This is a genomic window from Aulosira sp. FACHB-615 (assembly GCF_014698045.1).
Classification (GTDB): domain Bacteria; phylum Cyanobacteriota; class Cyanobacteriia; order Cyanobacteriales; family Nostocaceae; genus Nostoc_B.
Genome location: NZ_JACJSE010000002.1, coordinates 470,892 through 495,890 on the forward strand (window position 1 = coordinate 470,892; position 24,999 = coordinate 495,890).

A 24,999-nucleotide genomic window follows, 5' to 3' on the forward strand; every position below is an offset into this window, starting at 1 on the left:
GAAAGTTGTGAAAAATATTATTTTTAACGAACCGCAAAGAACGCATCGACGCTATAGCGGCTTCCCGAAGGGTAGGACACAAAGAAAGAGAAGAAAGAGATATAGAAATTTCACAAATGGTTTAGGATAGCGATCGCTAATTTTTATTTTCTACTGTTAACTAAACCGACAACCTTACCTGTGAACCTTGTTGAGTTTTATGCACTTCAATTCTGGCTTGAAAGGCTTCTTTGAGGTGGGGCATGTGGGTGACGGTAAGGATACAGGCGAAATCAGCAGCGATCGCATTTATGGCAGCAATCAGGCGATCGCATCCTTCGGCATCTTGTGTACCAAAGCCTTCGTCGATAATTAACAGTTGCAACGCCGCACCCGCCCTTTGTGCTAATAATTTCGCCATTGCTAACCGAATGGCAAAGTTAATTCTAAAGGCTTCCCCACCAGAGTAAGTCTCATAAGCGCGGGTTCCTTTGGCATCGGCAATTAGAATATCTAAGGTATCAATCAATTTGGCATTTTTCTTAGTAGATTTGCCGCTTCTGCCTGCTTTTTGCGTAACAAATTGTACATGCAATTGATTGGCACTCAACCGCGCTAATAACTGATTTGTCTCAGCTTCTAGTTGGGGTAGTACGTTTTCAATCATCAGTGCTTGGATACCATTTTTACCAAACGCCAAAGCTAACTCATGGTAAACACGGTACTGTTTTTTACAAGCTTGCAGTTGTTGTTGTTGTTCTTCATACTGCACTTGCAAGGTTTCTAATTGATGGGCGAGTTGTTCTAAACGCCCTAATTTGGCGATTTGTTCATCGAGTTGTCGGCGGCGGATAGCTAATTGCTGTTCTAAAGCTTGAATTTGCTCAATCGGGTTGGCAGACTGGGCTAGTTGTTGGACAATTTCATCAATTTGGCTGGCGAGTTGTTGTCGTTCGTTTAACCGAGTAGTTTTCGCCGCTTCTAGTTCTTGTAATCTCTCTTGCAATTGGGGATACTGCTGTTGGGCTGAGAGTAATTGTTGATAACGTAACTGCCAACCTTGGCTTTGGCGGACGGCTTGACGTAGGTTATTATGCTGCTCTGCACTATAACCAATTTCTGTAATTTGACGCTCTAGGGCGTTAATTTGTTGGGCGCATTCAGAATCAGTGTGTTCTTGCTGAATTCTGGTTTGTAATTGGGCGATAGTTGCTTGTAATTCTGGCTTGCGGGCGGCTAATTGAGTTTGGCGTTTGAGTGCGTCTTTAATTTGCCCTTGTTTAATTTCTGCCCAGCGCCATCTTTCGACTTCACTCCGTGCTAAGGCATGGTCTTGCTCATTGTAATTTAATTGTTGCAGATATTCGTCTAATTTTCTCAGTTCTTGCTGTTTATCTTGGGCATAATCACCCACTTGGAGCGATCGCTCTAAATGTTGTCTTTCCTGCGCCAGTTGTTCTAACTGTTCTTCTGCATCGCTGGTTGATTCTAGTTGGGCGGCTAATTGTCCGCGTTGTTCTCGCAAAGAATCATAAGGGGACAATTTTTGGGAAATTGCCCGGTATTCTTGCCGCAAAGCCTGAATTTCTCTGTCTGTACAAGCTAATTGCTCACGAAATACCCACAATTGCTCCTCAGTTTCCTTGTACTCCGATTTAGTTTTATCAGCAACCCGATTCCAATGATGCTCATCTAATGGACGTTCACACAATGGGCAAATTGCATCAGGATTGCGGAGCATTTGTAATTTTTGGTCTAATTCGCCTAATAACCTCTCATATTCTCGTTGTTGCCCTTGCAGGCGCTCAATAAAGTGCCTTCTTTCTTGACCTTTTTCTTGAACCCGTTGCAGATAAACCCGCTCTTTCTCCATTTGTTCAATTTGCATCGCCACCGCCATCACCGCTTGTTGCAATTCCGGGTGGCGTTGGGAGGCGCGTTGTAGTTGATTTTCTGTAGCTTGAATTTGTTCTAATCTGGCGACTAAACTAGCTTGGATTCTATCTAAATAAGTTTGCAAACTTTGACGATGTTGCAATAAAGGCGAAACCTGCATCTGTAATTCATCCAACTGCGTCACCCGACGACGGGCGGCGTTGAGTTGTCCTAATGCGGCTTCGACTTCGCCTGATTTACTGAGGGTGTGCTGAATTTCCTGTTCTTGCTGTGCTAAGGCTTCCAGTTGGGCTTGGACTTGTTGGAGTTGTCTTTCAATTTCGTGAATTTGCTGAGTTAATTGTTGCTGCTTTTGTTGACGCAATGTTGTGGCGCGGGTGTGTTGTTCAAATTTAGCTGCAAAAGCTTCTTCTTGAGATTGGAGACTTTGATAATGGGCGTAACCGTTTTTAATTTCTGCTTCTTGATCTAAGATAGCGGCTAACTCTGCCAGTTGGGTTTTAACAGATGATTGTTCTTGGTGGAGGCGATCGCAATCTTGGGTTAAATTTTGATATTGTTGCCTTACAAAGCTCAGTTGTTGTTCCCAATTTTGTCGCTGGTGCTGGACAACCTGCAAACTTTGTAATTGAATATTCTCAAAAGCTTGCACCTGTTGAAGCTGATTCAGTTCGGCTTCTAATTCTACCCGTTGCGCTTCTGTAAATTCTCGCTGTTGCAGCTGAATTTTAATCGCTTCCAAAGAACGCTCTAATTCTTCCGCCCTCGCTTTATATTGTCGGGAAGATTCTTTCGCCCGTTCTTCCAAATCATCATACTGGGTGAGTTTTAACAACTCTGCCAAAATTTCCTTACGTTCTGTCGGGCGCTTCAACATAAATTCATCCGCACGACCTTGACGCAAGTAAGCAGAATTAATAAAAGTATCGTAATCGAGTTTGATATGTTCTAAAATCAAGTCCTGTGTTGCCCGTACTCCTTTACCAGTCAACGGACGAAAACCAGCAGGCGTTTCGATTTGAAATTCTAAAACACTGGTTGCACCTCTAATTCTGGTGCGAATGACGCGATAAAGTTGCTGGTTAATGTGAAACGTGAAATCAACGCGGACTTCTTTAGCCCCGGCGTGAATCACGTCATCTTCAACAGCAGCACGACTTTCACCCCAAATTGCCCATGTAATCGCCTCAAGCAAAGACGATTTACCCGCACCATTAGAACCAGAAATACAAGCCGTATGCAAACCACGAAAATCTAAAGTAGCATCACGGTAACTAAGGAAGTTTTTGAGGATAAGTTGTACTGGAATCATTGAGGCAATAGCGCCACATCTAGGTTTTCATCAACAAGCAGTACAGATGCACTCTAGATAGTTTAGCTAGGTAGATATCAGTATTCTAGTCTTTAAGTCCGTAATTTTACGAAAATTAACAATATGATGAGCAAGTTTTTCCCTTCTGGCAAATTAGGCGTTGCTGATTTCATGTATGAAAATCAATTTGTTTTCTGATAAAACCCTTGTAGGGACGTTTCATGAAACGTCTCTACATTTAAATTCATACCTCGATTCAGCAACGCCACAAATTATTTTGTTAATAAAGAGATGTAAGCTTGAGAGACAATTTATTTTTACTGTAGAGACTTTGTATACAAAGTCTCTACTATAGCAATCCTAAATCATTTGTGAAATCTCTTTCTTTTCCTCTTTCTCTTTCTTTGTGTCCTACCCTTCGGGAAGCCGCTATCGCGTCTATGCGCCCTTTGCGGTTCGTTAAAAAGAATACTTTTTCACAACTCAGATAGAATTGCTATATAGCAATCCTGAATGATATACAAACATCTCTCTACCTTATCTACCTTGTCTCTTTTGTTCATTTCTCAATTAGGGCTGCTATATATTTATTGAACCTAACCCTTCAAATTTCGCAGCAGTAATTGACAACCACATAAAAACGGGTTGGGATTTTCGATACGCTCATCTTGAAGTACCTCAATCGGCAACTTGCTGTGATAAATCAATTCATCGTAATCCATCAACGCATTCCACTTAATCTTGCCTGTAGGAAAACCTAATTCTAAAGCGGCATCATAGATTAATTCTTGCCATTTCTCAATCTCTGGATCTCGTGATTTACAATAATCGAGAATTGCGATTAATGCACCGGATTTTGTAACACGTAAAATTTCACTCAAAGCGCGTACAGGATTAGCGACAACACACAGTGTAAAACCCGATGCAGCAGCATCAAAGCTATTATCAGCAAAATCCAAATTTAGCAAATCAGCAACTTTAAAAGTGATATCTGCGGCGACAGTTTTTTTCTGGGCTTCATTGATCATTTTTTCAGATAAATCTACACCCACAACGCTCACACCTGGGGGATAAGCCGGAAGATTTAATCCTGTGCCGACAGCAGCATCCAGCACAGTTTGTCCAAGTTGAAGTTGTAGAGAATCAATTAGTGGTTGACGCTCAATGTGCCAGTAGCGCAGCATAATCTGTTCATAATCTACTGCACCGTGATTGTAGGCATCAATTATTTTGACTACTTGCATAAACTTACCATTAATGTCTAAGTAAATGCCTTGTTGTAAGCATTTCTGCAATACTTTGACAAGATATATTTGTCAAATTTTGTATATTATATGATGGTGTAAATACTTTTATTTTTAGATATATAGGAATCCGATTTGATTTCTGAATCTATTTGTGTAGGCAGGGAGTAGGGAATGGGGAGTAGGGAGTAGGAAAGCAGCCTGATCTGAGTGTACTGATTTTTTTCCCAAATCAAATATGAGTCCTATAAAATGTAAAACAAAATGATGATGGAACAAATTTAGTAAATTTGCGTCAATTAGAAGTATCAAAATCTTGGGTGAGCAACATATTTTAAAAGTGTAAAATTTTGTGGAACCATAGCAAATACTCCTCGTCATGCAATCAGTCTTACCTACGGAATATGCCGAGAGATAGTTCCACGATTAGTCAGAAACAATCTCAGTAACCCATCGTCATTACACAGGTCACACACATAAGCGTAAATTTTGTTATGACACACCTTTATCGGCTTAAATCTGGAACTGCTGCATTCATGGCAATGGCCTTAACTACAGCAGGTGCGATCGCTCCTATGATTGCATTAGCTCCCGCCCAAGCGCAATATAATCTTGGGCAATCACGCTCAACTACAATTCCTGCTAATGTAACTTTGCCTGTAACTTACGAAAAAGAAAAAATCGTGATCACCCCAGGCGAAAGTATGTCCATCAAGCTGAGAATAGCTAACGACATCATCGATAGAAATAGAAATGTCTTAATTCCTGCTAGAACTGAAGTGGTTGGTAGATTAGAACCTGTCGATTTATACGGCAGAAGTTCCTCCAACAACAGAAATAGTGATAATAGCAAGGGTGTGAGATTTGTTGCTTCCGAACTCGTCTTTCCTTCTGGTCGCAGATTACCAATTAATGCGAATTCTCGCACAATTACCGAAACAGAAAGAATCAGCAAAGGTGCTAATACTGGACAAATTTTAACCGATGCAGCTATTGGTGCAGGTGCGGCCACTGTTATTTCATTGTTAACTGGTAACAGAAGGATAGAAGTGTTAGAACCTGTGGCTGGTGGTGCGGTTGGCGCTGCTGCGAGTGTGCTATTGCGGAAAAACCAAGCTGATGTGTTTGTTCTCAGACCTGAAGAAGATTTGGACATCACACTGACCAGCAATTTAGTTATTTCTCGAAATAATACCTATTAACTAAAATTCCATCGTGAATTTAATCATGCTATCAGCGATCGCCTGTGTCAACGTCTGGGCGATCGCTTCATTTTTATCGATAAAAATATCGGAGATAAATAACCATTAACTCCTAATATGTCATCTGGAATAAGTAATGAATCAGACACATAAATACTATGACTTATTACCTATTTATTTCAGCAACTTAAATCTAAAAATATTCCCCAAAAATATCAAATAATAGAAACTTTTTATATCCAAAATGGTCTAAGTAATTAACAGAAACAAAATAAATGTAAAGAGGCATAAATTAATGTTTACTTTAAATCGTTGGCAATCTAAAACTGCTGCAATCATGGCTTTGACCATTACTGCTGGCGCTGTCGCACCTTTTATAACTGCTACACCTTCTTTAGCTCAAACTACTTTTACAGATGTTTCTTCTAATTATTGGGCAGCACAATTTATTCAAGAATTGTCACAACGGGGTGTAATTGCAGGTTTTCCTGATGGTAGTTTCCGCCCAGAAGAAGCAGTCACCCGCGCTCAATTTGCCGCGATGGTGAATAAGGCTTTTGCAAAAGCACCACAACGACAAGGAATCAACTTTGTAGATGTACCCAGCAATTTCTGGGCATCTAGCGCCATTCAGCAAGCTTATACCATTGGGTTCTTGTCTGGATATCCTGGAAATCGTTTTGAGCCGAATCAAGCGATTCCTCGTCAACAGGTGTTAGTTTCCCTGGCTAATGGTTTGGAATATAACCCTAGTGGTAATGTGGAAAGCACTCTGCAATACTTCAATGATGCTTCAGGAATTGCGAGTTATGCCCGTAGTCCGATTGCGGCGGCGACAGAACAGCAAATTGTGGTCAACTATCCTAATGTTAAATTCCTCAGCCCAAATGCCACTGCAACACGCGCCCAAGTAGCAGCTTTTATTTACCAAGCCTTGGTGAGTTCTAATCAAGCTTCGGCAATTAACTCACCTTATATAGTTGCGTCTCAACCCACAACACCTACACCCGTCTCAATTACAATTCCCCAAGGAACTGTTATCCCTGTGAAGTATGACCAAGCGAAAAAAATCTTGGTAACTAAAGATGAGACTGCGCCTTTAACACTGACTGTTGACCAAAACGTAGTTACCCAAGATGGTACTGTGGTAATTCCGGCTGGTAGTCAAGTTGTTGGTCAACTCAAACCAGCCAAAGGCGGTTCGCAATTCGTAGGACAAAAACTAGTGTTAACCACAGGTCAGGAGTATCAAATTGCTGCTACTTCTGATGTGATTACCAAAACCGAAACAGTCAACAAAGGTACTAGTACAAGAGCCATTATTACCAATACAGTCTTAGGTGCGGCGGCGGCGGCGGCGGTATCTGCGGTGACAGGCGATCGCGCGATCGCAACCGAAGAAGTTCTCGGTGGTGGGGCGATCGGTGGTTTAATTGGCTTGTTCTTCGGTCGCAACAGTGTTGATTTAATCGCCATTAACCCCAACACAGATTTAGAAATGACCATTAATCAAAATCTGTTGGTGTCAGTGAGATAGTGTGAAAGGCGCTAGGGGCTAGTGTAGAGTTTAGTCAAAGTTATGAAGGAGAAAATTTCCCATTTCATACTTCATACTTCACATTTCATACTTCATTTGACTAATTGGCAACCAAATAATAAATGTAGTTCCTGGTGCATCGGATGATGCGATCGCGGTTGTAATTGCGGGGCTGAAAACTTCAATTTCACCTTGCATTTGCTCGATTAATTGTTTTGCGATCGCTAGTCCCAAGCCTGTACCGGGAATTTCTGTTTGGGCTTGTACACCCCGGTAATGTCTTTCACCCAAATGTGCTATGTCTTCTTGGGGGATTCCTGGCCCAGTATCACTAATAGCAACACCCAAAAAGCTATCTCTTGTTTGACCTACTTGGATGAAAATTTTGCCGCCTTTGGGTGTGTATTTCAAAGCATTATCAATAATGTTATTCAATACCTCTTGTAAGGCTTTAAGATTAACACGCACCAAAGGTAAGCTTTTCGGAATATCAGTTTTGATTTTCAGGTGTCGTTCTTGAGCGATCGCTTTGGCTGATAGTAATAATGGTGCTAATAAATCAGCTAAAGAGCAATCCGTGGCTTGTTCGCCTGTACCTGGCAATAATAAAATCGGTTTAGGTTCTGCTTGGACAGTTGCTTCTACAAACACTTCATTTTCTGGTAATGCCCTTGGTGCTACATCCAATTCTGACCAGTCAATAACTTGCTCAAATTGTTGCAATAATTCTTTGAGGCGATCGCTTTCTCGGACAATACTCGCCCCTACTTCTCGGTTTGGGTCGCCTGGGCGCAGTCTTTTAAATAGCAATTTGCCAAAAGTCCGCAATGCTGTCAAGGGATTGCGAAATTGGTGCAGCAAGTTATCTAATAAATCTCGTTGCTGTTCTTGCAGAACTTGTTGTTGATGTAGCTGCTGTTGCAACCAAGCGCGACGCTGATCTAAAACACAAGCGATCGCCAAAGTTTGAACTATCTTTTGAATTGTATTTTGCTCTTGTTGATTCCAAGCCCGGTCTTCTCTGCATGTTACCAGTAATCCCATCATCACACCTTCATGAACTAAAGGCATAACAATCTGGTGTCCACTCAGCAAATACTCTTGTTGGAAATTAGGTTGTTCTGTATCAGTCGGAGATTCTGTAGCTGCGGTTAGTAACCTTTTTTGCTGTTGCGGTAGTAGCAAAATATTACTAATTTGCAACTGTTTGCGTGCTTTTACTTCCGTATTTTCTTCTTCAGGTGGTAATCCTGCGGTTTCTGGATAAACAACCACAGGAATAAGTTTCGCCTCAGTTGTTGGCGCTTCTACCAATTCTTGTGTTAAATACACCACACTTAAAGAAGCTCCCAAACCTTGGGCTAACAATGTTATTTGTTCTCGGCATAAAGCCACAAAATCTGAACTAGCAGACATTAACATTTTTCATTTCTTGCTCAGGATCACAGGCTTTGAAGGAATTTTCGACAACAAAGAACTCAGAACTCAGGAGTCAGAATACAGAATCTACACTGAGTGTAACTGACAGGTGAATGACAGTGAAACTCCACATAAATCTAAGATTTGCTGGTTTACCCTTCAGGAAGGCTACATCTAGAATTAGTGGCAGGTCTGGTTCACTCATAATTAATTCTGACTCCTGAATACTGGCTCCTGAATTTTTCTTCAAGAATCTGCTTGATTCTAACTCTCTTTTTATCAAGCTTAACGAAAGCTTCTAAAATAATGGTACAAATAAAGAAATTGTGTACTTTACTAGTTGTGTGATTTATTTGCCTTCAGAAAAATTATTTTTATTGTATTAAAAGTTTATAAACTCTTGATTTTTTGAACTAGAACTTTTATAATTACGACGGATTTTGTAGCTATCACTACAATCTAATAGCTTGAAAGAGGAGGAAAATAGGTTGGCAAGGAGACGGAAACGGAAGAGTCGTCGTCGCCAGGAAGGACGGCGGATTTTAGAGCATGTGCCTCAATATAGCATCGAAAGCGGCGAAGAAAAACCTGTGACAGCAGCACGGAAATTCATTCAGGCTGAAGGGATCTTGCCACCAGCTCTGCTACTCGTAAAGCGCAATGAACACACAACAGACCGATATTTCTGGGCAGAAAAAGGTCTGTTTGGAGCTCAATACGTAGAAGAAAACCATTTCTTGTTTCCCAGCCTACGGACGTTAGAAGCTCCGGCTGGTTCAGAACCTGTGGCAGTAGCTGCACGTTGAACTTGAATTGGTACTTTTACGTTGTTGAATGTGTTCTGAATATTCATTTAACTGGCAAAGTTGCTCAGTTTATGCAAAATTTTCAATTTTTTTTAAATTTGGGCCTGATTTGCCAGTAGAGGGTAGTCCAGGCAGTTGGACAAACAACTTGATTCAAGCCAATTTGGTTTGTATGAGTTGAATCATCAACTAATACACATCAGGGAGTGAGAAAGAGTGATTAAGAGCATCTAAAAGCAACAGTAGAGTTGTACTTTGCTTTGGAAGGCTACGTTACAAGATACATTTTTCTCTCAAACGTTTCGTTACAGAGAAAACTTACATCCCACAAATCCTCTTTCCTACTCCCTATTGTTTATTTCTTCTTTGTGAATCACTAGAAACAGCTTAAAAAACAAAATTTAATCACTCAGCTTTAAGTTGAGTGCCTTCTGTAACTCAATCAGTTCATCTCGATGGGCAGTTACAGTAATCTTACCCGGAGAGTTGGGTTCATCTTGATTAGCTTTTTGCAGATGAAGTAAGACTTTCTCGGTTCTTCCTGCTTTTTTCCAATAAAATAGACCGCTCAAAGGTGCTAACAGAATTATTCCCAGAAAAAAACTGCTTATGTTGGGCAGAAGCAGTGACAAAACAAAAGATAAACAAATTAAACCTACAGTTGCAAGTAGGGTTAAAAAAATTGCTAAAAATAAGCTGGGTTGGACAAAACCCTCAAATGTGACTTGATTTTGATCTCGGTCTACCTCTGCCACTCGGTAAGACCGGGAACGGAAATAATCCTGTAATTGAGGCATTAATACAGCTTCGTCCTGCTCAGATATTAGTTGAGCCGTTTCTGTGCGGTCTTTGGTAGCAGCACGAATAAAGAAAAACAACCCAACTAATAACAACAAGGTGAGCAGAAACGTAGATGGCAGAATAGCAGTATCCATAACTGATTGTTAGTGTTTAACGGGAGGAGATTTATTCATTATTAATTATTAGTTAATTTGTCCTCCCGTTGATGTACTCTTGCCAAAGACGTGTTAAATCCTGCGCTTGAACTTGCCATTCTGGAGAAACTTGGTACATCCGCCTCGGTCGTCCTCGTCCTTCGAGTTTCTTCCAATACCCATTAATTGCCCTTTCGTCTTCCAGAAATTTGATCGCACTATAAAGCACGGTATCTGAAAGCCGATAGGTTGGATACTCAGTTTCTAAACGTTGAATTAACTCGGTGCCGTAGGATTCACCTTGCAGTAAGACAGACAGTATGTAACAAATTGCTAGTTCCTGACAGAGGTAAGTTGGCGGAGGATTTTCAAAGAATTGATATATATCCTCAAGTTTCATGGTTGGTGAATGGCTAAAAAAATGCCCTAGTGTGGGGTTTATCATCCTTGTGTTCCGTATGTAGTACTACTAAAAGTAAGCATTCATACAGAGACACTAGGCAGGATTGTCAAAGCGTCAACGTAAAAAAAGTAAAACAAATATGCCCCACGCAGATAAAGTCATGGGATACAAGCGAAACTCTAAGGAGTGTAAGATATACCCTCCTATTTAAGCTCTAGGCAGTGTGGTGAGGAGCAAGAAAGACAGAGGCATAGCCACTGTAATTGGTGTCAAATGATGCCGAGCCGATTAGAACTGCATAAGCATAAAATGCCATCGAAGAAATTTTACAAGTAAAATGCGATTTTGTCTGTAAATTTTCTTTCATGACAAAGTTCTACTTGAGCTACTCATAGGTCATCTGGTAAGTGTGATAGTAATAAGACTTACGCACTAAGATGATCTGTGAAGAATGGGTGAAGGAGCTTCGCCGTGAGCGCCAGCCGAACGGTGTAAGGGTTTTGAATACATACACCCTGATACCCGTACACCCCAGACTCGCCCAAACCCTTGATTTTTGGTCTCACTGCGTAAGTCCTAAGCAAATCTAGCAAGTGCTAAGTATATTAATTAGTATGTCGCAAAATTCCGATGCCCTGCGAGCGATCGCTCAAACATTCCGTCTCATAGGTTGGATTAGTTTTTGGATTCAGCTAGTGCTAGGGGTAGTTTCCAGCATCATTGTGTTATTGTTTGCTATTTTCTCCCAAAGAGCCGGTAGCCCTAGTAATAATCCAGGGACTGGATTTGGAGTATTTCTGGCTGTCTGTGGGTTAATTGTGTTGGGTGCGGGTATTTATATTGCTTTTCGCTACACCAGAATTGGCAGACAACTAGAATCTTCAAATCCCAGTAATCGCCCACGCAAAATCGAAACTGTACAAGTATTACGCTTAGGCTTGTGGATAAATTTGATTGGGACTTTGGTAACACTTTTAGGAGCGCAGGCGATCGTTGGGACTTTGGTAGCTAGATCAATCTCTCCCCAAGCCATCACTACACAATTTTTTGATCCAACGCGGATTATTAGTGGTTTGGATATGTTGGTAGTTCAGGCAAACACTAACACCGTTTCCGCCCACTTTGCTGGATTAGTGGCATCGCTTTGGCTGATCAACCGCATCAACCGCCCATAACCTGATTTTCTTGGCTGATTAAAAATTTTCCTGTCAGTAAGCAAAAGTTTACGTTTAACTTTTCCGAAACCAACTTACACAAGCTTGTAACTTAGCATATAGTTGTAAAAAAACTTACTACTCATAAGTAGTATTAAAGCTTACTTGAGGATGAAATTTATCTTTTGAGGATATTATGACAAATTCATTTGACCCCAGGAGAAATCAACCAAGACAAAATTTTGATCAGAGTGCTTGGAGATTTGGTGTACAAGTTGCTTTTAGTGCTGTGGTGTTGGGACTGTGTATTTTTCAATTGGTGTCAAAACCAAGTAATGATCAGAATACAGCACTCTACTGGGGTGGGGTGACTAGCGTTTTAGCATACTGGCTACCTTCCCCTGGGCAGAATAGGGATGATAAAGAGCAGATGACAATTAATACTAGAACATTTACAGCTACTGACAGTAACGGCCAAGTTGGTAACGATACCATTTTGGCTCAAACCAATTCCACAACTATAACTACAGACTCTAAAAATTGATATAGCAGATTACAGGTTACAGGTGAGAGGTTATAGGTTACAGTTTTATTGATCAGTTTTTGGGATTTAAATTCATACTAAATCCTGTTGATCTCAACTTAAGAAAGATAGTTGTCATCTTCAGAATTATTATCCCAATTAGAAACATTATTAGAACGATAGGCTTCGGTTTTGGTGCGGCGATTTTCCTGGCGTAAGGCTTCTCGTTCTCGTAATGTTAGCTGTGGTTTTTCGGTAATTGGTAAACGTTCTACTGTGCGCTTAGAGGATTTCTGACGCACAAAGGTCTTCCACGCAGTTTTTATCCCAACTGCAAAGCTACGAGTCCCAACTTGAAGATTTTGGGCTTGTTTTTTTGCACCATCAATGCTTTGATCAACTTGTTGAACGACTTGACTAGCACTTTTGACACCTTCACTGACATCATTAGTTAAGTCAGTGATTTCGATACCAGTGGTGCGGATAGAATTTAAAGTAGGTGGTAACTCCCGCGATAGGGTATCAAACAACTTTTCGGCACTGCGGGCGGCGCGGGCTACTTCTAGCAATGCGGGTATGGCCGCCACTAAAACAGCAGTTAAGCTGGCGGCGACTAAGAGTAGGGACAGTCCCAACCAAAATAGGGGGTCAATCACGGCTTATGCTATCTATGAGCGTTCCAAAGGCTGGGGAATTGAATCTGAGTCTTCTTCGGTTGTTTGCCGATGCAAAACTTGACTTTCGCGCTGACTAGCATCAATGCCAGCTGCGATCGCTTCTTTGAGTCTATCCAAAGTTTCATCCCAGTTACGTAATGCGTTAGCAGACAGACGATCTGCCTGAATTTGTACACTTGTTGATAAATCTTCCGCTAATTCTGGGATGGCATCAGCAGACTTTTTCAAAAGTTTACGAGTTTCGCGTCCTGTGCGCGGAGCAATTAGCAAACCGGTTAAAGCACCGATGGTTGCTCCTAGCATCATACCGCCAATAAAGACTCCAGAACGGTTATTAGACATCTGAGTTGTTTCTCTCCTTACACTTATTTTAGGTGGCTTGTTTCCTCTTGTATAACCAGAATGTTTTGATTGAGTTAATTTATCTTGACAATTGATCAACGAGAAAGGTTGCTGTTGTTTATTCTGGTTTTGGGAACTGTCTTTGTTCTCCCGAAAGAATGAGATTGACGAATATAGCGTTTACTTAGTCGCTGTCCTAACAATAGCAGACTCACAATTTGCCGCACTTGCTGAAGTTGCAATTGTAGAGATTGATTTCCCAGTTTGAGGTTGCGGATATTTTGCTGACTAATATCCAGATTTTGGGGTGCTTGGGACAGGAGATTCTGGCTACATTGTTGATATGCGGTTAACCTATCAGTTATCCATGCGATTCTTCCCTTAATTTGCCAGATTTGCCAAGCTACGTAGAACAGCAATAGGGAAATGAGAGTATTAATGATGACTACTACTGTAACCATTGTTTACATACGTAAGAATTTGATTGATGTTTGGGTCTGGTAGAAGTTGCGATCGCAGATAATAAAATTAATCTGATGGGCAAAATACCGATGGAACCTCTCACCCTCAACATACCACCAGCAGTAGGTTTGACAGACGAGCAGTTTTATCAAATATGTCTAGCCAATGATGAATGGCGTATCGAACTCACTGCCGAAGGAGAATTAATTATTATGCCACCAACTGGCGGCGAAAGTGGTATTAGAAATTCAGGATTGACAGCTAAACTTTACATTTGGAATGAACAAGCAAAGCTGGGAAAAGTGTTTGACTCTTCTACAGAGTTTCGCTTACCAAATGGTGCGTATCGTTCGCCGGATGTTTCTTGGGTGAAGCAAGAACGCTGGGATGCACTAACCCCTGAACAAAAAAGACGCTTTCCGCCCATTTGCCCTGACTTTGTGATTGAACTGCGTTCTCAAACTGATTCTCTCAAAAAATTGCGGGATAAGATGCTGGAGTATCGAGATAATGGTGCTCGTTTGGGTTGGTTAATTGATCCGTTCACACCTTTAGTAGAAATTTATCGCCCTGGTATTGCAGTGGAAGTGATTAATTTTGCTGTTGAACAACCACCTACATTGTCTGGTGAAGATGTCTTACCTGGGTTTGTTTTGTTGTTAACTACAATCCTCAATCCTTGAACGTTTGATGAACTTGTAATTCCTCATTAATTTTGATGGACACAATATCGATGGAACCTCTCACCCTCAACATACCACCAGCAGTAGGTTTGACAGACGAGCAGTTTTATCAAATATGTCTAGCCAATGATGAATGGCATATCGAACTCACGGCCGAAGGAGAATTAATTATTATGCCACCAACTGGCGGCGAAAGCGGTATTAGAAATTCAGACATTAACACAGAACTGAGTTTATGGAATCGTCAAACCAAGCTGGGAAAAGTGTTTGACTCTTCTACAGAGTTTCGCTTACCAAATGGTGCGTATCGTTCACCGGATGCTTCCTGGGTGAAGCAAGAACGCTGGGATGCACTGACACTTGAACAAAAAAGACGCTTTCCGCCCATTTGCCCTGATTTTGTGATTGAACTGCGTTCTCAAACTGATTCTCTCAAAAAATTGCGGGATAAGATGCTGGAGTATCGAGATAATGGTGCGCGTTTGGGTTGGTTGATTGATCCGTTCACACCTTTAGTAGAAATTTATCGCCCTGGTATTGCAGTGGAAGTGATTAATTTTGCTGTTGAACAACCACCTACATTGTCTGGTGAAGATGTATTGCCAGGATTTATCTTATCTTTAACTACAATACTTAATCCTTGAGATGTGAGAACATATTCGATTCCCCATAAAGAGGAGAAATTTAATTTGACAGGTTGCAGGTGTTCAGATCCCCGACTTTTTGAAAAAGTCGGGGATCTATGAGTTGAGATAGTTGGTGTGGCGGACTACTAAAATCGGAATGTAGTCCGAATGATACCAGTGTAAATTGTATCGTTGTTGCTGTTATGTTCGGGGTTAAAGATTACCAGTAGTCCTGGTGTAATGGAGATATTGTCATTAACTTGGTGGCGATACAATGCTTCTAAACGGTAGGAGGTATCAGAGTCTTCCCGACGGGCGCTAGTCGCAGTTCGCACATTTTCACCAAAGTCATTATCTGTAACTTTTGGCGGTTGACCAAAGATAATCCCACCTAAGTTACCTTTTTTACCCAAGTCTGGGAAAGCGAAAGTCACTGCCCAATTCCAGATATCTGCTTTATCGCCACGATTGACGTTTGGTAAAAATGTAGTTTCGGCGATCGCACTACTATACCCCACCCAACCAGACAAGACAAATTTAGGATTTAAACGATAGCTGGCTTGAAAACTATAGTGATTGGCAGAAGTGGCGATTCCACGGGGACTTGTACTGGTACTTCCAGCGCCAGCGCCAAAGGGCTGGTCGGCAAAAGCACCACCATATAACCCGGAAACTGCCACATCATTATTCGCACCGCTAAAGTAGGAGTGGGCGTAGGTTAATCCTAATGAAAGGTCTTTGTTTGGTTGAAATGCCAATTGTGCTAATGCGCCATAACTACCATCGAATAAACCTCTTCCTGCAGTGGGATTCTCACCTCTTCTAGCAAGATAACCGCCAGATAAAGTAATCGCATCGCTGAGTTTGTAGTTCACACTCACGCCTGAACCAAAACCAGCACCTGAACCAGTGTTACTGGCGCGATAGATGGGGGAAAAACGACCAGCGCGGGAAATTGCACCTAAAGGAATTGATGCTAACAAGGGGTTGAAGTTGTTGAAGTTGTCGTAAAATTCCCCCCCAATTGCGTCAACAATCACGTTGAGTTTGTCACCTACGGGGAAGCGATAAAATAATTTACCAAGTATAAACCCGTTATCGGTGCTGCCATCCCAAGAGAGACGGGTCATGTTTGTACCCGAAACTGCATTATTAACGGCGGTGTTATTCGCTTCTAAACGTGTTAATAGTTGGTCTTTACCAGTAAAGCTAGTAACAAAGTTAAGACGGATGCGATCGCTAAATATTGTATTATTTGTCAAACGCTCGCCACCTCTGGCTCCTGCTCTAAATTGGTCAGAGTTTATGGCTCTATCCTCACCATAAACTCCGCCTACACTAAAAATCACCTCTCCATTAAACCTGGTGGTGGTGGAAAATTGCTGACTTTCTAAAATAGCTGTACGATTTTCTAAAGCATCAACTCTGCCTCTGACTTCTGCCAGAGTATCAGCAAAATCTGTTTGCAGTTTTTGTAAAGTTGCTAAGTCTTCTTTGGTTACTAAGTCTGCTGTACTACTGGCAATCAATTCATTAACTCGATTCAAACAAGCATTCAAACCTGCGGCAAATTCATAACGAGTCAGGGCGCGATTACCGCGATAGGTGCTATTTGGGTAGCCTGCAATACAACCATAACGCTCAACTAATGATTGTAATGCTTGGAATGCCCAATCTGTAGGTTGCACATCTGTTAGTTGCGAGACTGATGTTACTTGACCTTGAATCTCGTTTTCCGAGTCTGCAATATCTGTCTCGGAAATTACATTGCTTTGGATTGTCGGATTGGCAGATACAGTTGTTGCCGCGATCGCATTCAACCCTATAACTATTGATGCTATCCCCAAAGAACGACGCATAATATCAGACATTATTGAAATTGTCCAGTAATATTACTCAGGTTTTTCGTATCAATTACTGTATGTCTAAATACTCAGCTTAAAAGTATTGAGCTATACAAAAAAATATTTTTACTTTTTTCGTATAAAAAATTAAAAAGTCTAAAAATACTTCTCTATAAGCTTTTCAGCCTATTAAGACAAAGATATTTAGCTAAATACACCAATTCTAATAAAGCATGATTTTGATGTATTTTTTACATCATATATTTTTACAAATGACAAAGCAGCAAAATTCTGCATCTCTGCCATCTTTGTAGAGTGGTATAGCCCTCCTATTTGAGATATGAATAAGAGACTTTAAAGAGACAAGACAAGGGGGAGAAGGTAGATAAAGGAGATAAATGTTTGTAAATCATTTGGGATTGCTATATCCTCAGCAATAAGTCCAACATCTCTAATTTTCTAAATCAGGAGATACATAAAGATGTCCGTTAGCAATTCACCAACCCAACTCAAACGCGAGTTAGGAGTTTTTGGTGCAACCCTGATGGGATTGGGTTCGATTGTCGGAACGGGTGTATTTGTCAGTATTGGAATTGCGGCGGGGATAGCAGGGCCAGCAGTAATTCTGGCGGTGGTAATTGGGGCAATTGTAGCTACTTGTAATGGTTTGAGTAGCGCCCAGTTAGCTGCTAATCATGCAGTTAGTGGTGGTACTTATGAATATGGTTATAAATATCTGACTCCGGCTTTTGGTTTTACCGCAGGTTGGATGTTTTTAGTAGCGAAAACAGCTTCGGCGGCGACGGCTGCTTTGGGTTTTGCTGGTTATTTTCTGAATATTTGCGGGTGGAGTAATAGTTGGCTTGTACCTGTGGCTATGTTGGCGGTAGTAGTGATCACAGGAATTGTATTAACTGGGATTAGACGGTCTAATACTGCTAATACGGTAATTGTTTCGGTGACATTGCTGTCTTTAGGTTTATTTGTGTTGGTTTGTTTACCTCGTGCAGTCACGGTAGGAATGACAAATTTAACACCTTTTTTTACGACTTCTCCTGGGGCAGTACTGCAAGCCAGCGCCTTGATGTTTGTGGCTTACACTGGTTATGGACGTATTGCCACAATGGGAGAAGAAGCGCGATCGCCCAGAGTTACAATACCCAAAGCGATGATTATCTGTTTGCTGCTGACAATGCTGTTATATATAGTTGTCGCTACTGTGGCAATTGGGGCTGTAGGGGCAGATTTTTTAAGTAATACCGTAGGGCAAAGCAAAGCCGCACCTTTAGAAGTAGTCGCCCGAAATGTGGCTGGTTCTGGTGTCGCTTTGGTGTTAGCTATAGGTGCAATGACAGCAATGTTAGGTGTGCTGTTGAACTTGATTTTAGGCTTATCCCGTGTGTTGTTGGCAATGGGTCGCCGTTCCGATGCACCGAGATTTTTAGCCAGACTCAACCGCGAACAAAATTCCCCATATTGGGCGGTAATTTTCGTGGGAATTGCGATCGCACTTTTAGTTTTGTTGGGTAACGTCAAAACTACTTGGTCGTTTAGCGCCTTTAGTGTTTTAATTTACTACGCAATTACTAATTTAGCTTCTCTCAAACTTTTGCCATCTGAAAGACTGTATCCTGTGTGGGTAGGCTGGTTGGGTTTGTTATCTTGTTTATTCCTCGCCTTTTGGGTAGACTCGGCTATCTGGCAAGTCGGCTTAGGGTTAATTGTAGCTGGCTTAATTTGGCACAAAATCCGACGGATGGTGGGTGAGAGGTTATAGGTTACAGGTTACAGGTTAGGGGTTAAAGATATAGCAATCCTAAATGATTTATAAACATCTCTCTCCCTTGTCTCCCTTGTCTCCCTTGTCTCCCTTGTCTCCCTTGTCCTTGTTGCGAACCTATCAACTAGGACTGCTATGTGAAATCTACAAACCTGCTTGAAAAATTTGGTTTGGGGTGAGATTCAAGTCAGGGAAAGTGTGGGAGATAATTCGGTCATCATCTCGGAACTTACTAACCTGATATTCTCCCTCAACTAAATTACAAACAGAGATGGTTGGTTGTTTGGGATTCCCAATAAAATTACGTCCACCCAATGCTGCGTAATCTATAATCCAGTATTCGGGGATACCCATCTCTTCGTAATCAGCGTATTTTAAGTAGTAATCATCTCGCCAGTTGGTTGACACAACCTCAATTACCAAAGGTATTGATGCACCTAAACTGACCACAGATTCTTTTTTCCATAATGGTTCATTTGCCAGATTGGGACGATTCAGCACTAAAACATCGGGAAAATAACCAGAATCTTTTTCTAGTGGTCTGACAATAGCTTGATTGGGGATAATGTAGGGAAGTCCTAAACGTCTGATTTCACAAGGAATTTCGATACCTAAAAACCCTTTGACTTCCTCATGGTCTCCTACTGGTTGTGCCATTTCAACAATACTTCCATTATGTAATTCGTAGCGTACCCCGGAATTTTCACGTAGGCGATCGATAAATTCCGCAAAGGTGACTAAATTGGGGATGGCTTGAGTCATAGATAATCAATGATTACGACTGTGGAAACATTATCTCTAATCTAAACGCTCCCGAATTGGTCGCCCAAAAAATTGAGACATTGAGATATTGCTGGAATATTGCATCAGTACTAAAAAACGTCAACTGTTCGTTGTCTCTTGATGAATATTAACAGTTTTCATGAATTTTTAACCTATTTTCTGCATATTTCTGGCAAATTAAGATGAAAGTATTCATAGAAGATACTTTTTATCCAGCATTTCTCCGTTGAGTCAAGTACACCTCGATAGGGGCATAGAGACACTCTGCCTATTTTTGTGTACCTCTTAACAATGAAAACTGCTGTAAGTTGTTGATTTAATCAAATGGATTGAAAAATTATGAAACCAGTAAACACAGGAATCAAATATGCCTTTCCCTTAATTACTTATCCAGATGGTAGAAAATCTATTTGTACTATTCCTTCAGGATATGTTCAAACAGCATTATCTGAATCAGATTATAAAGATTTAAGTAATGAATTTGGACTAGAAGTCGCCTTAGTAAAAGCAGTGATGGAAGTTGAATCTAATGGTTCTGGATTTTTATTGAAAGAACAATCGCCAGCACGCCCAAAAATTTTGTTTGAAGGGCATTGGTTTTATAAATTAACTCCTAAACCTGTCTCTAAAAGTCGTCCTGATTTGTCTTACCCTAGTTGGGATAAAAGTAAATATAAAGGTGGTTCCAGCGAGTGGGACAGATTATTAGATGCCATGACATTTGATGAAATTCAGGCTTTAAAAAGCGCATCTTTTGGATTGGGGCAAGTGATGGGGTTTAATTATCCTGTTGCGGGTTGTGCTTCGATTCAGCAATTTATTGAAGAAAACTTTGCTGGAGAGTACTGGCAAGCCAGACACATGATGAATTTTATTGTGAATAATAATTTGTTAGACGAGCTAAAGCGAAAAGATTGGGATGGTTTTGCTAGGGGCTATAATGGCCCTGGCTATAAAAAGAATAACTATCATACCAAGTTGGAAGCAGCTTACAAAAAAGCCCTATAGAATTTTTCTATTCTTACAGGAATGAAGCACAAAGATGTGTGCATTCACTTTCAACATATAGCCCCTGCGCTAAGGCGCACGCTACGCGAACAGACTGAAGTCTGGGGCTATACAAACGAAGCCTGCGAAGGCAGGCTAATTATATTTTTAAAGTTTGTAGTTGGGCTTTAGCCCTTTATTTAAGTGATAAATCGCAACTACGAACCCTTCATCACTACCAAGGTACAGGCTCACCCAGATGGAAAAAGCCGCCACTTGGCCCATCATCAGGTAGGGTAGCTAACTGCACGCCTGTTTTTGCACCTTCGCCAATGTCCATCATTGCGCCTTCTCCACCCAATTCTGTTTTTACCCAGCCGGGATGGGCGCTGTTGACTTTGACTGGTGTATTGCGTAGTTCATGGGCTAAGTGAACGGTAAAGGAATTAACGGCTGCTTTGGAAGCATTGTAGGCAAAGGGTTTAGCATCATAGATAAACGAGTTTGGATCAGCGTGGAGGGTGAGTGAACCTTCAATGCTGGCCATATTGACAATCCGTCCGCTTTTACTCTTCAAAATCAATGGCAGTAATGCTTGAGTCACTTCTACTAAGGCAAAAAAGTTAGTCTCAAAAGTCTTGCGAATGATATCTAGAGAAACAGAACTGGCGTTACTAATGCCCCAATCTCCATCCAGCATCACTCCTGCATTGTTAATCAGAACGTCAAGCTGGCCAAATCTGTCGGCGATTTCTTGAACGGCTGTGTGAATTTGAGTACTACTATTAATATCGAGGGCGATCGCTTCAGCTTTGAATCCTTCATCTTTCAGTGTCGTTGCTGCTGCTTGCGCGGCTTGGAGATTGCGTCCTGCTATCAGAACTGTTAATCCTTGCTGGGCGAGTTGGCGGCTCATTTCAAATCCTAGGCCTTTGTTTGCGCCAGTAATTAGTGCAATCTTGCCATTTGATGCGCTACTCGTCATTGGCTCCTCCTTTGGGATAGATGCTTAAAGCAGTCAGAGCGAATCTACCATAAGATTTCCATGACTAAACCTAGAAGATTGGCTAGTTTTTGCAGAGATTACTAGCAATTCTTATGCTAAACTTTTTATAGCAAATTTTGTTTACTCTAATGATATGTTAAGAGTCGTTAAAGTCAGGTTATATCCAGATGTCCAGCAGCAGCAGTCACTAGCGCAAGCTTTTGGCTGTTGTCGCTGGCTTTGGAATTATTGCTTGAATTTGATGAACCAAACATATAAAGAGACAGGTAAGGGGTTATCTGGATACGAAGTTAAAAAGATAATTCCCCAGTTAAAGAAAGAGTACGAATGGCTAACATCGACCTATTCACAATGCTTGCAGCAAGTCTGTTTAAACCTAGGGGTAGCATTTAATAATTTTTTTGAAAAACGAGCTAAATATCCAAGATTCAAATCAAAGCATGGTAAACAGTCAATTCAATATCCTCAAAACGTCAAGGTTTCTGATAATTGCGTGACCCTCCCAAAAATAGGAGATATATCAGCAATAATTCATAGACCTATTGAGGGTAAAGTTAAGACTGTAACCATATCTAAAAACTGCTCTAATCAATACTTTGCGGCAATTATTTCTGACGATGGTAAAGATAAACCATTATCAAATACAGAAGGTAAAGCGATAGGTATTGATCTGGGACTGACTCACTTTGCAGTTACTAGCGATGGGTCTAAGTTTGATAATCCTAAAATACTGAGCAAGCATGAACAGAATTTAAAACTTAAACAGCAGCAATTATCTAGAAAACAGAAGGGTTCTAATAACCGCATCAAAGCTAGAAAAAAAGTTGCTAGAGTTCACAGAAAAATCACTAACTGCCGTGAGGATTTTCTGCACAAGCTATCGCGTAGGATAGTTAACGAAAATCAAGTTATAGTGCTGGAAAATCTCAATGTTAAAGGCATAATGCAAAACCATAAACTAGCCAAATCTATACATCAAGTTGGATGGGGTATGTTCTGCACAATGCTTAAATATAAAGCGGAGATGTCGGGGAAAATATATCAGGAAGTTGATAGATTTTTTCCTAGTTCAAAAACCTGCCATGTGTGCTTAAACCAAGTCGGTAGTTTACCGCTAGATGTAAGATTCTGGACTTGCGAAAACTGCTATGAGAAGCATGACAGGGATATCAACGCAAGCATTAACCTCAGAGATGAGGGACTACGAATTTTGACCTCTGGAACGGGGGATAAAGCCTGTCGCCCAGATGTAAGTCGTGTCAAGGGAGGACGCAAGAAATCCACTGTCACGCTTTCTGTTGGGCAGGAAGCTTACACTAACCGCTTGCGGTAGTGTAGGTAGTTCACCACAAAAATATAAAACCGCTTATTATGGGTGAGATTATCATGCAAGCGAGAGCAGAGGTTTTGATGATATGGTGGCTGATGTAATAACAGATACAGTTCCCGTAACTGTTTTGACTGGCTATTTGGGCGCAGGCAAAACAACTTTACTCAATCACATTCTCACTTATGAACATGGTAAAAAAGTGGCTGTGATTGTGAATGAGTTTGGGGAAGTGGGCATTGATAATCAATTAGTTATTGATGCCGATGAAGAAATATTTGAGATGAATAATGGCTGTATTTGTTGTACAGTTCGTGGTGATTTAATTCGCATCATCGGTAATTTGATGAAGCGACGTGATAAGTTTGACCATTTAGTAATTGAAACTACTGGTTTGGCTGATCCGGCTCCAGTGATTCAGACATTCTTTGTTGATGAAGACATGCAGGCGAAACTGTCTCTAGATGCAGTGGTGACAGTGGTGGATGCCAAGCATATTTGGCAACATTGGGAAGCTGATGAAGCTCAAGAACAAATTGCGTTTGCGGATGTTATTTTACTTAATAAAACCGATTTAGTTGCAGCAGAAGAGTTAGAAGAATTAGAAAAGCGGATTCGGGGGATGAATGCGATCGCCAAAATCTATCGCACCCGCAACTCAGAATTAGCAATGGATTCCTTATTGGGTGTGCAAGCGTTTGATTTGAATCGCGCCTTAGAAATTGACCCGAATTTTTTAGGCGAAGATGCCCACGAACATGATGAAAGCGTTTATTCTGTGGCGTTAGTAGCAGCAGGCGCACTCGACGGCGAGAAACTACACGCTTGGATGAGTAAATTATTACAAACTCAAGGTACTGATATTTTTCGGATGAAGGGGATTTTAAATATTGCAGGGGAAGACAATCGCTTTGTATTTCAAGGCGTACACATGATATTTGATGGCAGACCCGATAGACCTTGGAAACCCACCGAAACCCGGAAAAACGAGTTGGTTTTCATCGGTCGTAATTTAGATGAAGCCAAACTCAAACAAGATTTTTTGGCTTGTCTAGTGTAGAAAGTGCTGAATGCTGAGTCATGTACACTTCGACTTCGCTCAGTGTACATGACTCAGAACCCTAAACCCTTACACCCCTAAACCCTAAGCCTTTACACCCTTATACCCTTACACCCCTAAACCCTTACACCCCTAAACCCTTACACCCTTATTTAATGCTTATCTGACAAAATTGGTTCTGTGGCGACATCGTTTAAACGGATGCTGGCTAACAAATCTTGCCATTGTGTGTTCAAGGCTGAATCTTGGGGATTTTCTTGTCTGAGGGTGGCTAGTATTGTGATGGCTTCATGCCAAATACCATTTTGAGCATAGATGGCAAATTGTTCTAAAAGTGTGGCTGTTTGCAGTTCCTTGATAGTTGTTTGACTGAGGTTAACTCGTTTCACTACTCCTTCCACAAAAATAGGAGGTGATGGTTCTTTAGTCTCACAAGCAAAAGTCAAAAACCAACGGTATCGTTGATTGACAGCTAATTTGGGAGCATTAGCAGGTAAAGTCACACTAATGATTCCGGGATTTTTTGGCAGTGCTATTGGTTGGTTATACAATTCCTTTGATTGCGGCTGATCTTCTTGCAGGACAAACATAGAGGGAAGATTGTCTTTTTGGGAATACGGCACATAAAACCAAAAGGTTGGGTGTGGTGATGTAGTTAATGACCAAACATTGGTAATTGAAGATGGTTCTTTTGTATACGGTACTAAAGCCGTCAAATCTTGTTTGACTTGGGGACAAGAACCGCGTTTTGCACCTCCTAATACCCGACCTCCTGGCGGTGGATCTGCTGGTGGTTTAGGTGGATTAAAATTTACTGTTTGGGATACAGTTTTCATGTTGTGACTAGCCATTGGTATTGGTGTTGCCATTGGCTTTGGTGTTGCTGCTAGTGCTAGGGTTTGGCTGGCTAAAACACCTACATAGCCTAGAGTTAATCCGAGTGGTAGTTTCATCAGTTGTAAACTCCAGTTGTGTGAGGCTGAGACAGTTGAGTATATCTCTGTAGACTACT

24 protein-coding genes are annotated in these 24,999 nt (G+C 41.1%); 11 read left to right on the plus strand and 13 right to left on the minus strand.

Annotated features, from left to right (window positions below):
• Positions 1-160: 160 nt before the first annotated feature.
• Together sbcC and H6G77_RS04315 are read right to left on the minus strand one after the other, a co-directional pair.
• The gene (sbcC, locus tag H6G77_RS04310; RefSeq protein WP_190870921.1) at positions 161-3,187 is read right to left on the minus strand and encodes an exonuclease subunit SbcC; all 3,027 of its coding nucleotides are present in this window, start codon (positions 3,185-3,187) and stop codon (positions 161-163) included.
• 596 nt (positions 3,188-3,783) lie between these two features.
• Complete coding sequence (locus tag H6G77_RS04315; protein WP_190870922.1) at positions 3,784-4,431, minus strand: class I SAM-dependent methyltransferase; 648 nt, start codon at positions 4,429-4,431, stop codon at positions 3,784-3,786.
• A 494-nt stretch (positions 4,432-4,925) separates the two neighbouring features.
• Here H6G77_RS04315 and H6G77_RS04320 point away from each other — a divergent pair, with 494 nt between their 5' ends.
• Positions 4,926-5,633, plus strand: a complete 708-nt coding sequence (locus H6G77_RS04320) for a conjugal transfer protein TrbI (protein ID WP_190870923.1) — start codon at positions 4,926-4,928, stop codon at positions 5,631-5,633.
• A gap of 295 nt (positions 5,634-5,928) precedes the next feature.
• A complete protein-coding gene (locus H6G77_RS04325) occupies positions 5,929-7,170 on the plus strand; it encodes an S-layer homology domain-containing protein (RefSeq protein WP_190870924.1) in 1,242 nt (413 codons plus the stop codon).
• Positions 7,171-7,248: 78 nt separating this feature from the next.
• Here the strand turns inward: H6G77_RS04325 and H6G77_RS04330 are convergent, their stop codons facing one another.
• On the minus strand, positions 7,249-8,592 hold the full coding sequence (locus H6G77_RS04330; RefSeq protein ID WP_190594688.1) for an ATP-binding protein: 1,344 nt from the start codon (positions 8,590-8,592) through the stop codon (positions 7,249-7,251).
• A 70-nt stretch (positions 8,593-8,662) separates the two neighbouring features.
• Positions 8,663-8,794, minus strand: a complete 132-nt coding sequence (locus tag H6G77_RS36185) for a hypothetical protein (RefSeq protein ID WP_277880549.1) — start codon at positions 8,792-8,794, stop codon at positions 8,663-8,665.
• Between the two features lie 283 nt (positions 8,795-9,077).
• On the opposite strand from H6G77_RS36185, the gene H6G77_RS04335 reads away from it, so the two are divergent.
• Complete coding sequence (locus tag H6G77_RS04335; RefSeq protein ID WP_062294629.1) at positions 9,078-9,395, plus strand: DUF3155 domain-containing protein; 318 nt, start codon at positions 9,078-9,080, stop codon at positions 9,393-9,395.
• Positions 9,396-9,796: 401 nt separating this feature from the next.
• On the opposite strand, the gene H6G77_RS04340 is transcribed toward H6G77_RS04335, so the two are convergent.
• Together H6G77_RS04340 and H6G77_RS04345 are read right to left on the minus strand one after the other, a co-directional pair.
• Positions 9,797-10,330: a cofactor assembly of complex C subunit B gene (locus H6G77_RS04340; RefSeq protein WP_190594687.1), complete on the minus strand. Its 534-nt coding sequence runs from the start codon at positions 10,328-10,330 to the stop codon at positions 9,797-9,799.
• 52 nt (positions 10,331-10,382) lie between these two features.
• Positions 10,383-10,730 carry a PadR family transcriptional regulator gene (locus H6G77_RS04345; RefSeq protein WP_062298395.1) on the minus strand — a complete coding sequence of 116 codons (348 nt, stop codon included), beginning with the start codon at positions 10,728-10,730 and terminating at the stop codon, positions 10,383-10,385.
• 617 nt (positions 10,731-11,347) lie between these two features.
• On the opposite strand from H6G77_RS04345, the gene H6G77_RS04350 reads away from it, so the two are divergent.
• Both H6G77_RS04350 and H6G77_RS04355 read left to right on the plus strand, forming a co-directional pair.
• Positions 11,348-11,908 carry a DUF3611 family protein gene (locus tag H6G77_RS04350; RefSeq protein WP_190594686.1) on the plus strand — a complete coding sequence of 187 codons (561 nt, stop codon included), beginning with the start codon at positions 11,348-11,350 and terminating at the stop codon, positions 11,906-11,908.
• Between the two features lie 175 nt (positions 11,909-12,083).
• Positions 12,084-12,431: a hypothetical protein gene (locus H6G77_RS04355; protein ID WP_190594685.1), complete on the plus strand. Its 348-nt coding sequence runs from the start codon at positions 12,084-12,086 to the stop codon at positions 12,429-12,431.
• Between the two features lie 98 nt (positions 12,432-12,529).
• Here H6G77_RS04355 and H6G77_RS04360 read toward each other — a convergent pair whose 3' ends face one another.
• From H6G77_RS04360 to H6G77_RS04370, 3 genes are all read right to left on the minus strand, one after another.
• A complete protein-coding gene (locus tag H6G77_RS04360; protein WP_190674345.1) occupies positions 12,530-13,066 on the minus strand; it encodes a hypothetical protein in 537 nt (178 codons plus the stop codon).
• Positions 13,067-13,078: 12 nt separating this feature from the next.
• A complete protein-coding gene (locus H6G77_RS04365) occupies positions 13,079-13,429 on the minus strand; it encodes a YtxH domain-containing protein (protein WP_190594683.1) in 351 nt (116 codons plus the stop codon).
• A gap of 95 nt (positions 13,430-13,524) precedes the next feature.
• Positions 13,525-13,890, minus strand: a complete 366-nt coding sequence (locus H6G77_RS04370) for a hypothetical protein (RefSeq protein ID WP_190870925.1) — start codon at positions 13,888-13,890, stop codon at positions 13,525-13,527.
• A 90-nt stretch (positions 13,891-13,980) separates the two neighbouring features.
• On the opposite strand from H6G77_RS04370, the gene H6G77_RS04375 reads away from it, so the two are divergent.
• Positions 13,981-14,574 (plus strand): Uma2 family endonuclease, encoded by a 594-nt coding sequence (locus H6G77_RS04375; RefSeq protein WP_190674446.1) that lies wholly within the window; start codon positions 13,981-13,983, stop codon positions 14,572-14,574.
• Between the two features lie 50 nt (positions 14,575-14,624).
• Positions 14,625-15,218, plus strand: a complete 594-nt coding sequence (locus H6G77_RS04380) for a Uma2 family endonuclease (protein ID WP_190674340.1) — start codon at positions 14,625-14,627, stop codon at positions 15,216-15,218.
• Between the two features lie 128 nt (positions 15,219-15,346).
• Here H6G77_RS04380 and H6G77_RS04385 read toward each other — a convergent pair whose 3' ends face one another.
• Positions 15,347-17,071: an iron uptake porin gene (locus H6G77_RS04385; protein WP_190870926.1), complete on the minus strand. Its 1,725-nt coding sequence runs from the start codon at positions 17,069-17,071 to the stop codon at positions 15,347-15,349.
• Between the two features lie 454 nt (positions 17,072-17,525).
• Between H6G77_RS04385 and H6G77_RS04390 the strand changes: the two genes are divergently transcribed.
• Entirely contained in the window at positions 17,526-18,821 is a 1,296-nt protein-coding gene (locus H6G77_RS04390) for an APC family permease (RefSeq protein WP_190870927.1), read from the plus strand.
• 147 nt (positions 18,822-18,968) lie between these two features.
• On the opposite strand, the gene H6G77_RS04395 is transcribed toward H6G77_RS04390, so the two are convergent.
• Positions 18,969-19,586, minus strand: coding sequence for a Uma2 family endonuclease (locus H6G77_RS04395; RefSeq protein ID WP_190870928.1), 618 nt, complete (start codon positions 19,584-19,586; stop codon positions 18,969-18,971).
• A 360-nt stretch (positions 19,587-19,946) separates the two neighbouring features.
• Between H6G77_RS04395 and H6G77_RS04400 the strand changes: the two genes are divergently transcribed.
• A complete protein-coding gene (locus H6G77_RS04400) occupies positions 19,947-20,615 on the plus strand; it encodes an N-acetylmuramidase family protein (protein WP_190674327.1) in 669 nt (222 codons plus the stop codon).
• 214 nt (positions 20,616-20,829) lie between these two features.
• Here H6G77_RS04400 and H6G77_RS04405 read toward each other — a convergent pair whose 3' ends face one another.
• Complete coding sequence (locus H6G77_RS04405; RefSeq protein WP_190594675.1) at positions 20,830-21,579, minus strand: SDR family oxidoreductase; 750 nt, start codon at positions 21,577-21,579, stop codon at positions 20,830-20,832.
• 154 nt (positions 21,580-21,733) lie between these two features.
• Here H6G77_RS04405 and H6G77_RS04410 point away from each other — a divergent pair, with 154 nt between their 5' ends.
• A complete protein-coding gene (locus tag H6G77_RS04410) occupies positions 21,734-22,933 on the plus strand; it encodes an RNA-guided endonuclease TnpB family protein (RefSeq protein WP_190594674.1) in 1,200 nt (399 codons plus the stop codon).
• Positions 22,934-23,015: 82 nt separating this feature from the next.
• Positions 23,016-23,987 (plus strand): GTP-binding protein, encoded by a 972-nt coding sequence (locus H6G77_RS04415; protein ID WP_190594673.1) that lies wholly within the window; start codon positions 23,016-23,018, stop codon positions 23,985-23,987.
• Between the two features lie 152 nt (positions 23,988-24,139).
• Here H6G77_RS04415 and H6G77_RS04420 read toward each other — a convergent pair whose 3' ends face one another.
• Entirely contained in the window at positions 24,140-24,940 is an 801-nt protein-coding gene (locus H6G77_RS04420; protein ID WP_190594672.1) for a DUF928 domain-containing protein, read from the minus strand.
• Positions 24,941-24,999: the final 59 nt, after the last annotated feature.

Bases quoted from the DNA above. Each gene is read 5' to 3' on its own strand.
- H6G77_RS04415 (WP_190594673.1), top strand. From the start codon at position 23,016: ATGGTGGCTGATGTAATAACAGATACAGTTCCCGTAACTGTTTTGACT.
- H6G77_RS04345 (WP_062298395.1), bottom strand. From the start codon at position 10,730: ATGAAACTTGAGGATATATATCAATTCTTTGAAAATCCTCCGCCAACT.
- H6G77_RS04375 (WP_190674446.1), top strand. From the start codon at position 13,981: ATGGAACCTCTCACCCTCAACATACCACCAGCAGTAGGTTTGACAGAC.
- H6G77_RS36185 (WP_277880549.1), bottom strand. From the start codon at position 8,794: ATGAGTGAACCAGACCTGCCACTAATTCTAGATGTAGCCTTCCTGAAG.
- H6G77_RS04330 (WP_190594688.1), bottom strand. From the start codon at position 8,592: ATGTTAATGTCTGCTAGTTCAGATTTTGTGGCTTTATGCCGAGAACAA.
- H6G77_RS04350 (WP_190594686.1), top strand. From the start codon at position 11,348: ATGTCGCAAAATTCCGATGCCCTGCGAGCGATCGCTCAAACATTCCGT.
- H6G77_RS04365 (WP_190594683.1), bottom strand. From the start codon at position 13,429: ATGTCTAATAACCGTTCTGGAGTCTTTATTGGCGGTATGATGCTAGGA.
- H6G77_RS04390 (WP_190870927.1), top strand. From the start codon at position 17,526: ATGTCCGTTAGCAATTCACCAACCCAACTCAAACGCGAGTTAGGAGTT.
- H6G77_RS04340 (WP_190594687.1), bottom strand. From the start codon at position 10,330: ATGGATACTGCTATTCTGCCATCTACGTTTCTGCTCACCTTGTTGTTA.
- H6G77_RS04355 (WP_190594685.1), top strand. From the start codon at position 12,084: ATGACAAATTCATTTGACCCCAGGAGAAATCAACCAAGACAAAATTTT.
- H6G77_RS04385 (WP_190870926.1), bottom strand. From the start codon at position 17,071: ATGTCTGATATTATGCGTCGTTCTTTGGGGATAGCATCAATAGTTATA.
- H6G77_RS04420 (WP_190594672.1), bottom strand. From the start codon at position 24,940: ATGAAACTACCACTCGGATTAACTCTAGGCTATGTAGGTGTTTTAGCC.
- H6G77_RS04410 (WP_190594674.1), top strand. From the start codon at position 21,734: ATGTTAAGAGTCGTTAAAGTCAGGTTATATCCAGATGTCCAGCAGCAG.
- H6G77_RS04320 (WP_190870923.1), top strand. From the start codon at position 4,926: ATGACACACCTTTATCGGCTTAAATCTGGAACTGCTGCATTCATGGCA.
- H6G77_RS04325 (WP_190870924.1), top strand. From the start codon at position 5,929: ATGTTTACTTTAAATCGTTGGCAATCTAAAACTGCTGCAATCATGGCT.
- H6G77_RS04400 (WP_190674327.1), top strand. From the start codon at position 19,947: ATGAAACCAGTAAACACAGGAATCAAATATGCCTTTCCCTTAATTACT.
- H6G77_RS04395 (WP_190870928.1), bottom strand. From the start codon at position 19,586: ATGACTCAAGCCATCCCCAATTTAGTCACCTTTGCGGAATTTATCGAT.
- H6G77_RS04315 (WP_190870922.1), bottom strand. From the start codon at position 4,431: ATGCAAGTAGTCAAAATAATTGATGCCTACAATCACGGTGCAGTAGAT.
- H6G77_RS04370 (WP_190870925.1), bottom strand. From the start codon at position 13,890: ATGGTTACAGTAGTAGTCATCATTAATACTCTCATTTCCCTATTGCTG.
- H6G77_RS04405 (WP_190594675.1), bottom strand. From the start codon at position 21,579: ATGACGAGTAGCGCATCAAATGGCAAGATTGCACTAATTACTGGCGCA.
- H6G77_RS04380 (WP_190674340.1), top strand. From the start codon at position 14,625: ATGGAACCTCTCACCCTCAACATACCACCAGCAGTAGGTTTGACAGAC.
- sbcC (WP_190870921.1), bottom strand. From the start codon at position 3,187: ATGATTCCAGTACAACTTATCCTCAAAAACTTCCTTAGTTACCGTGAT.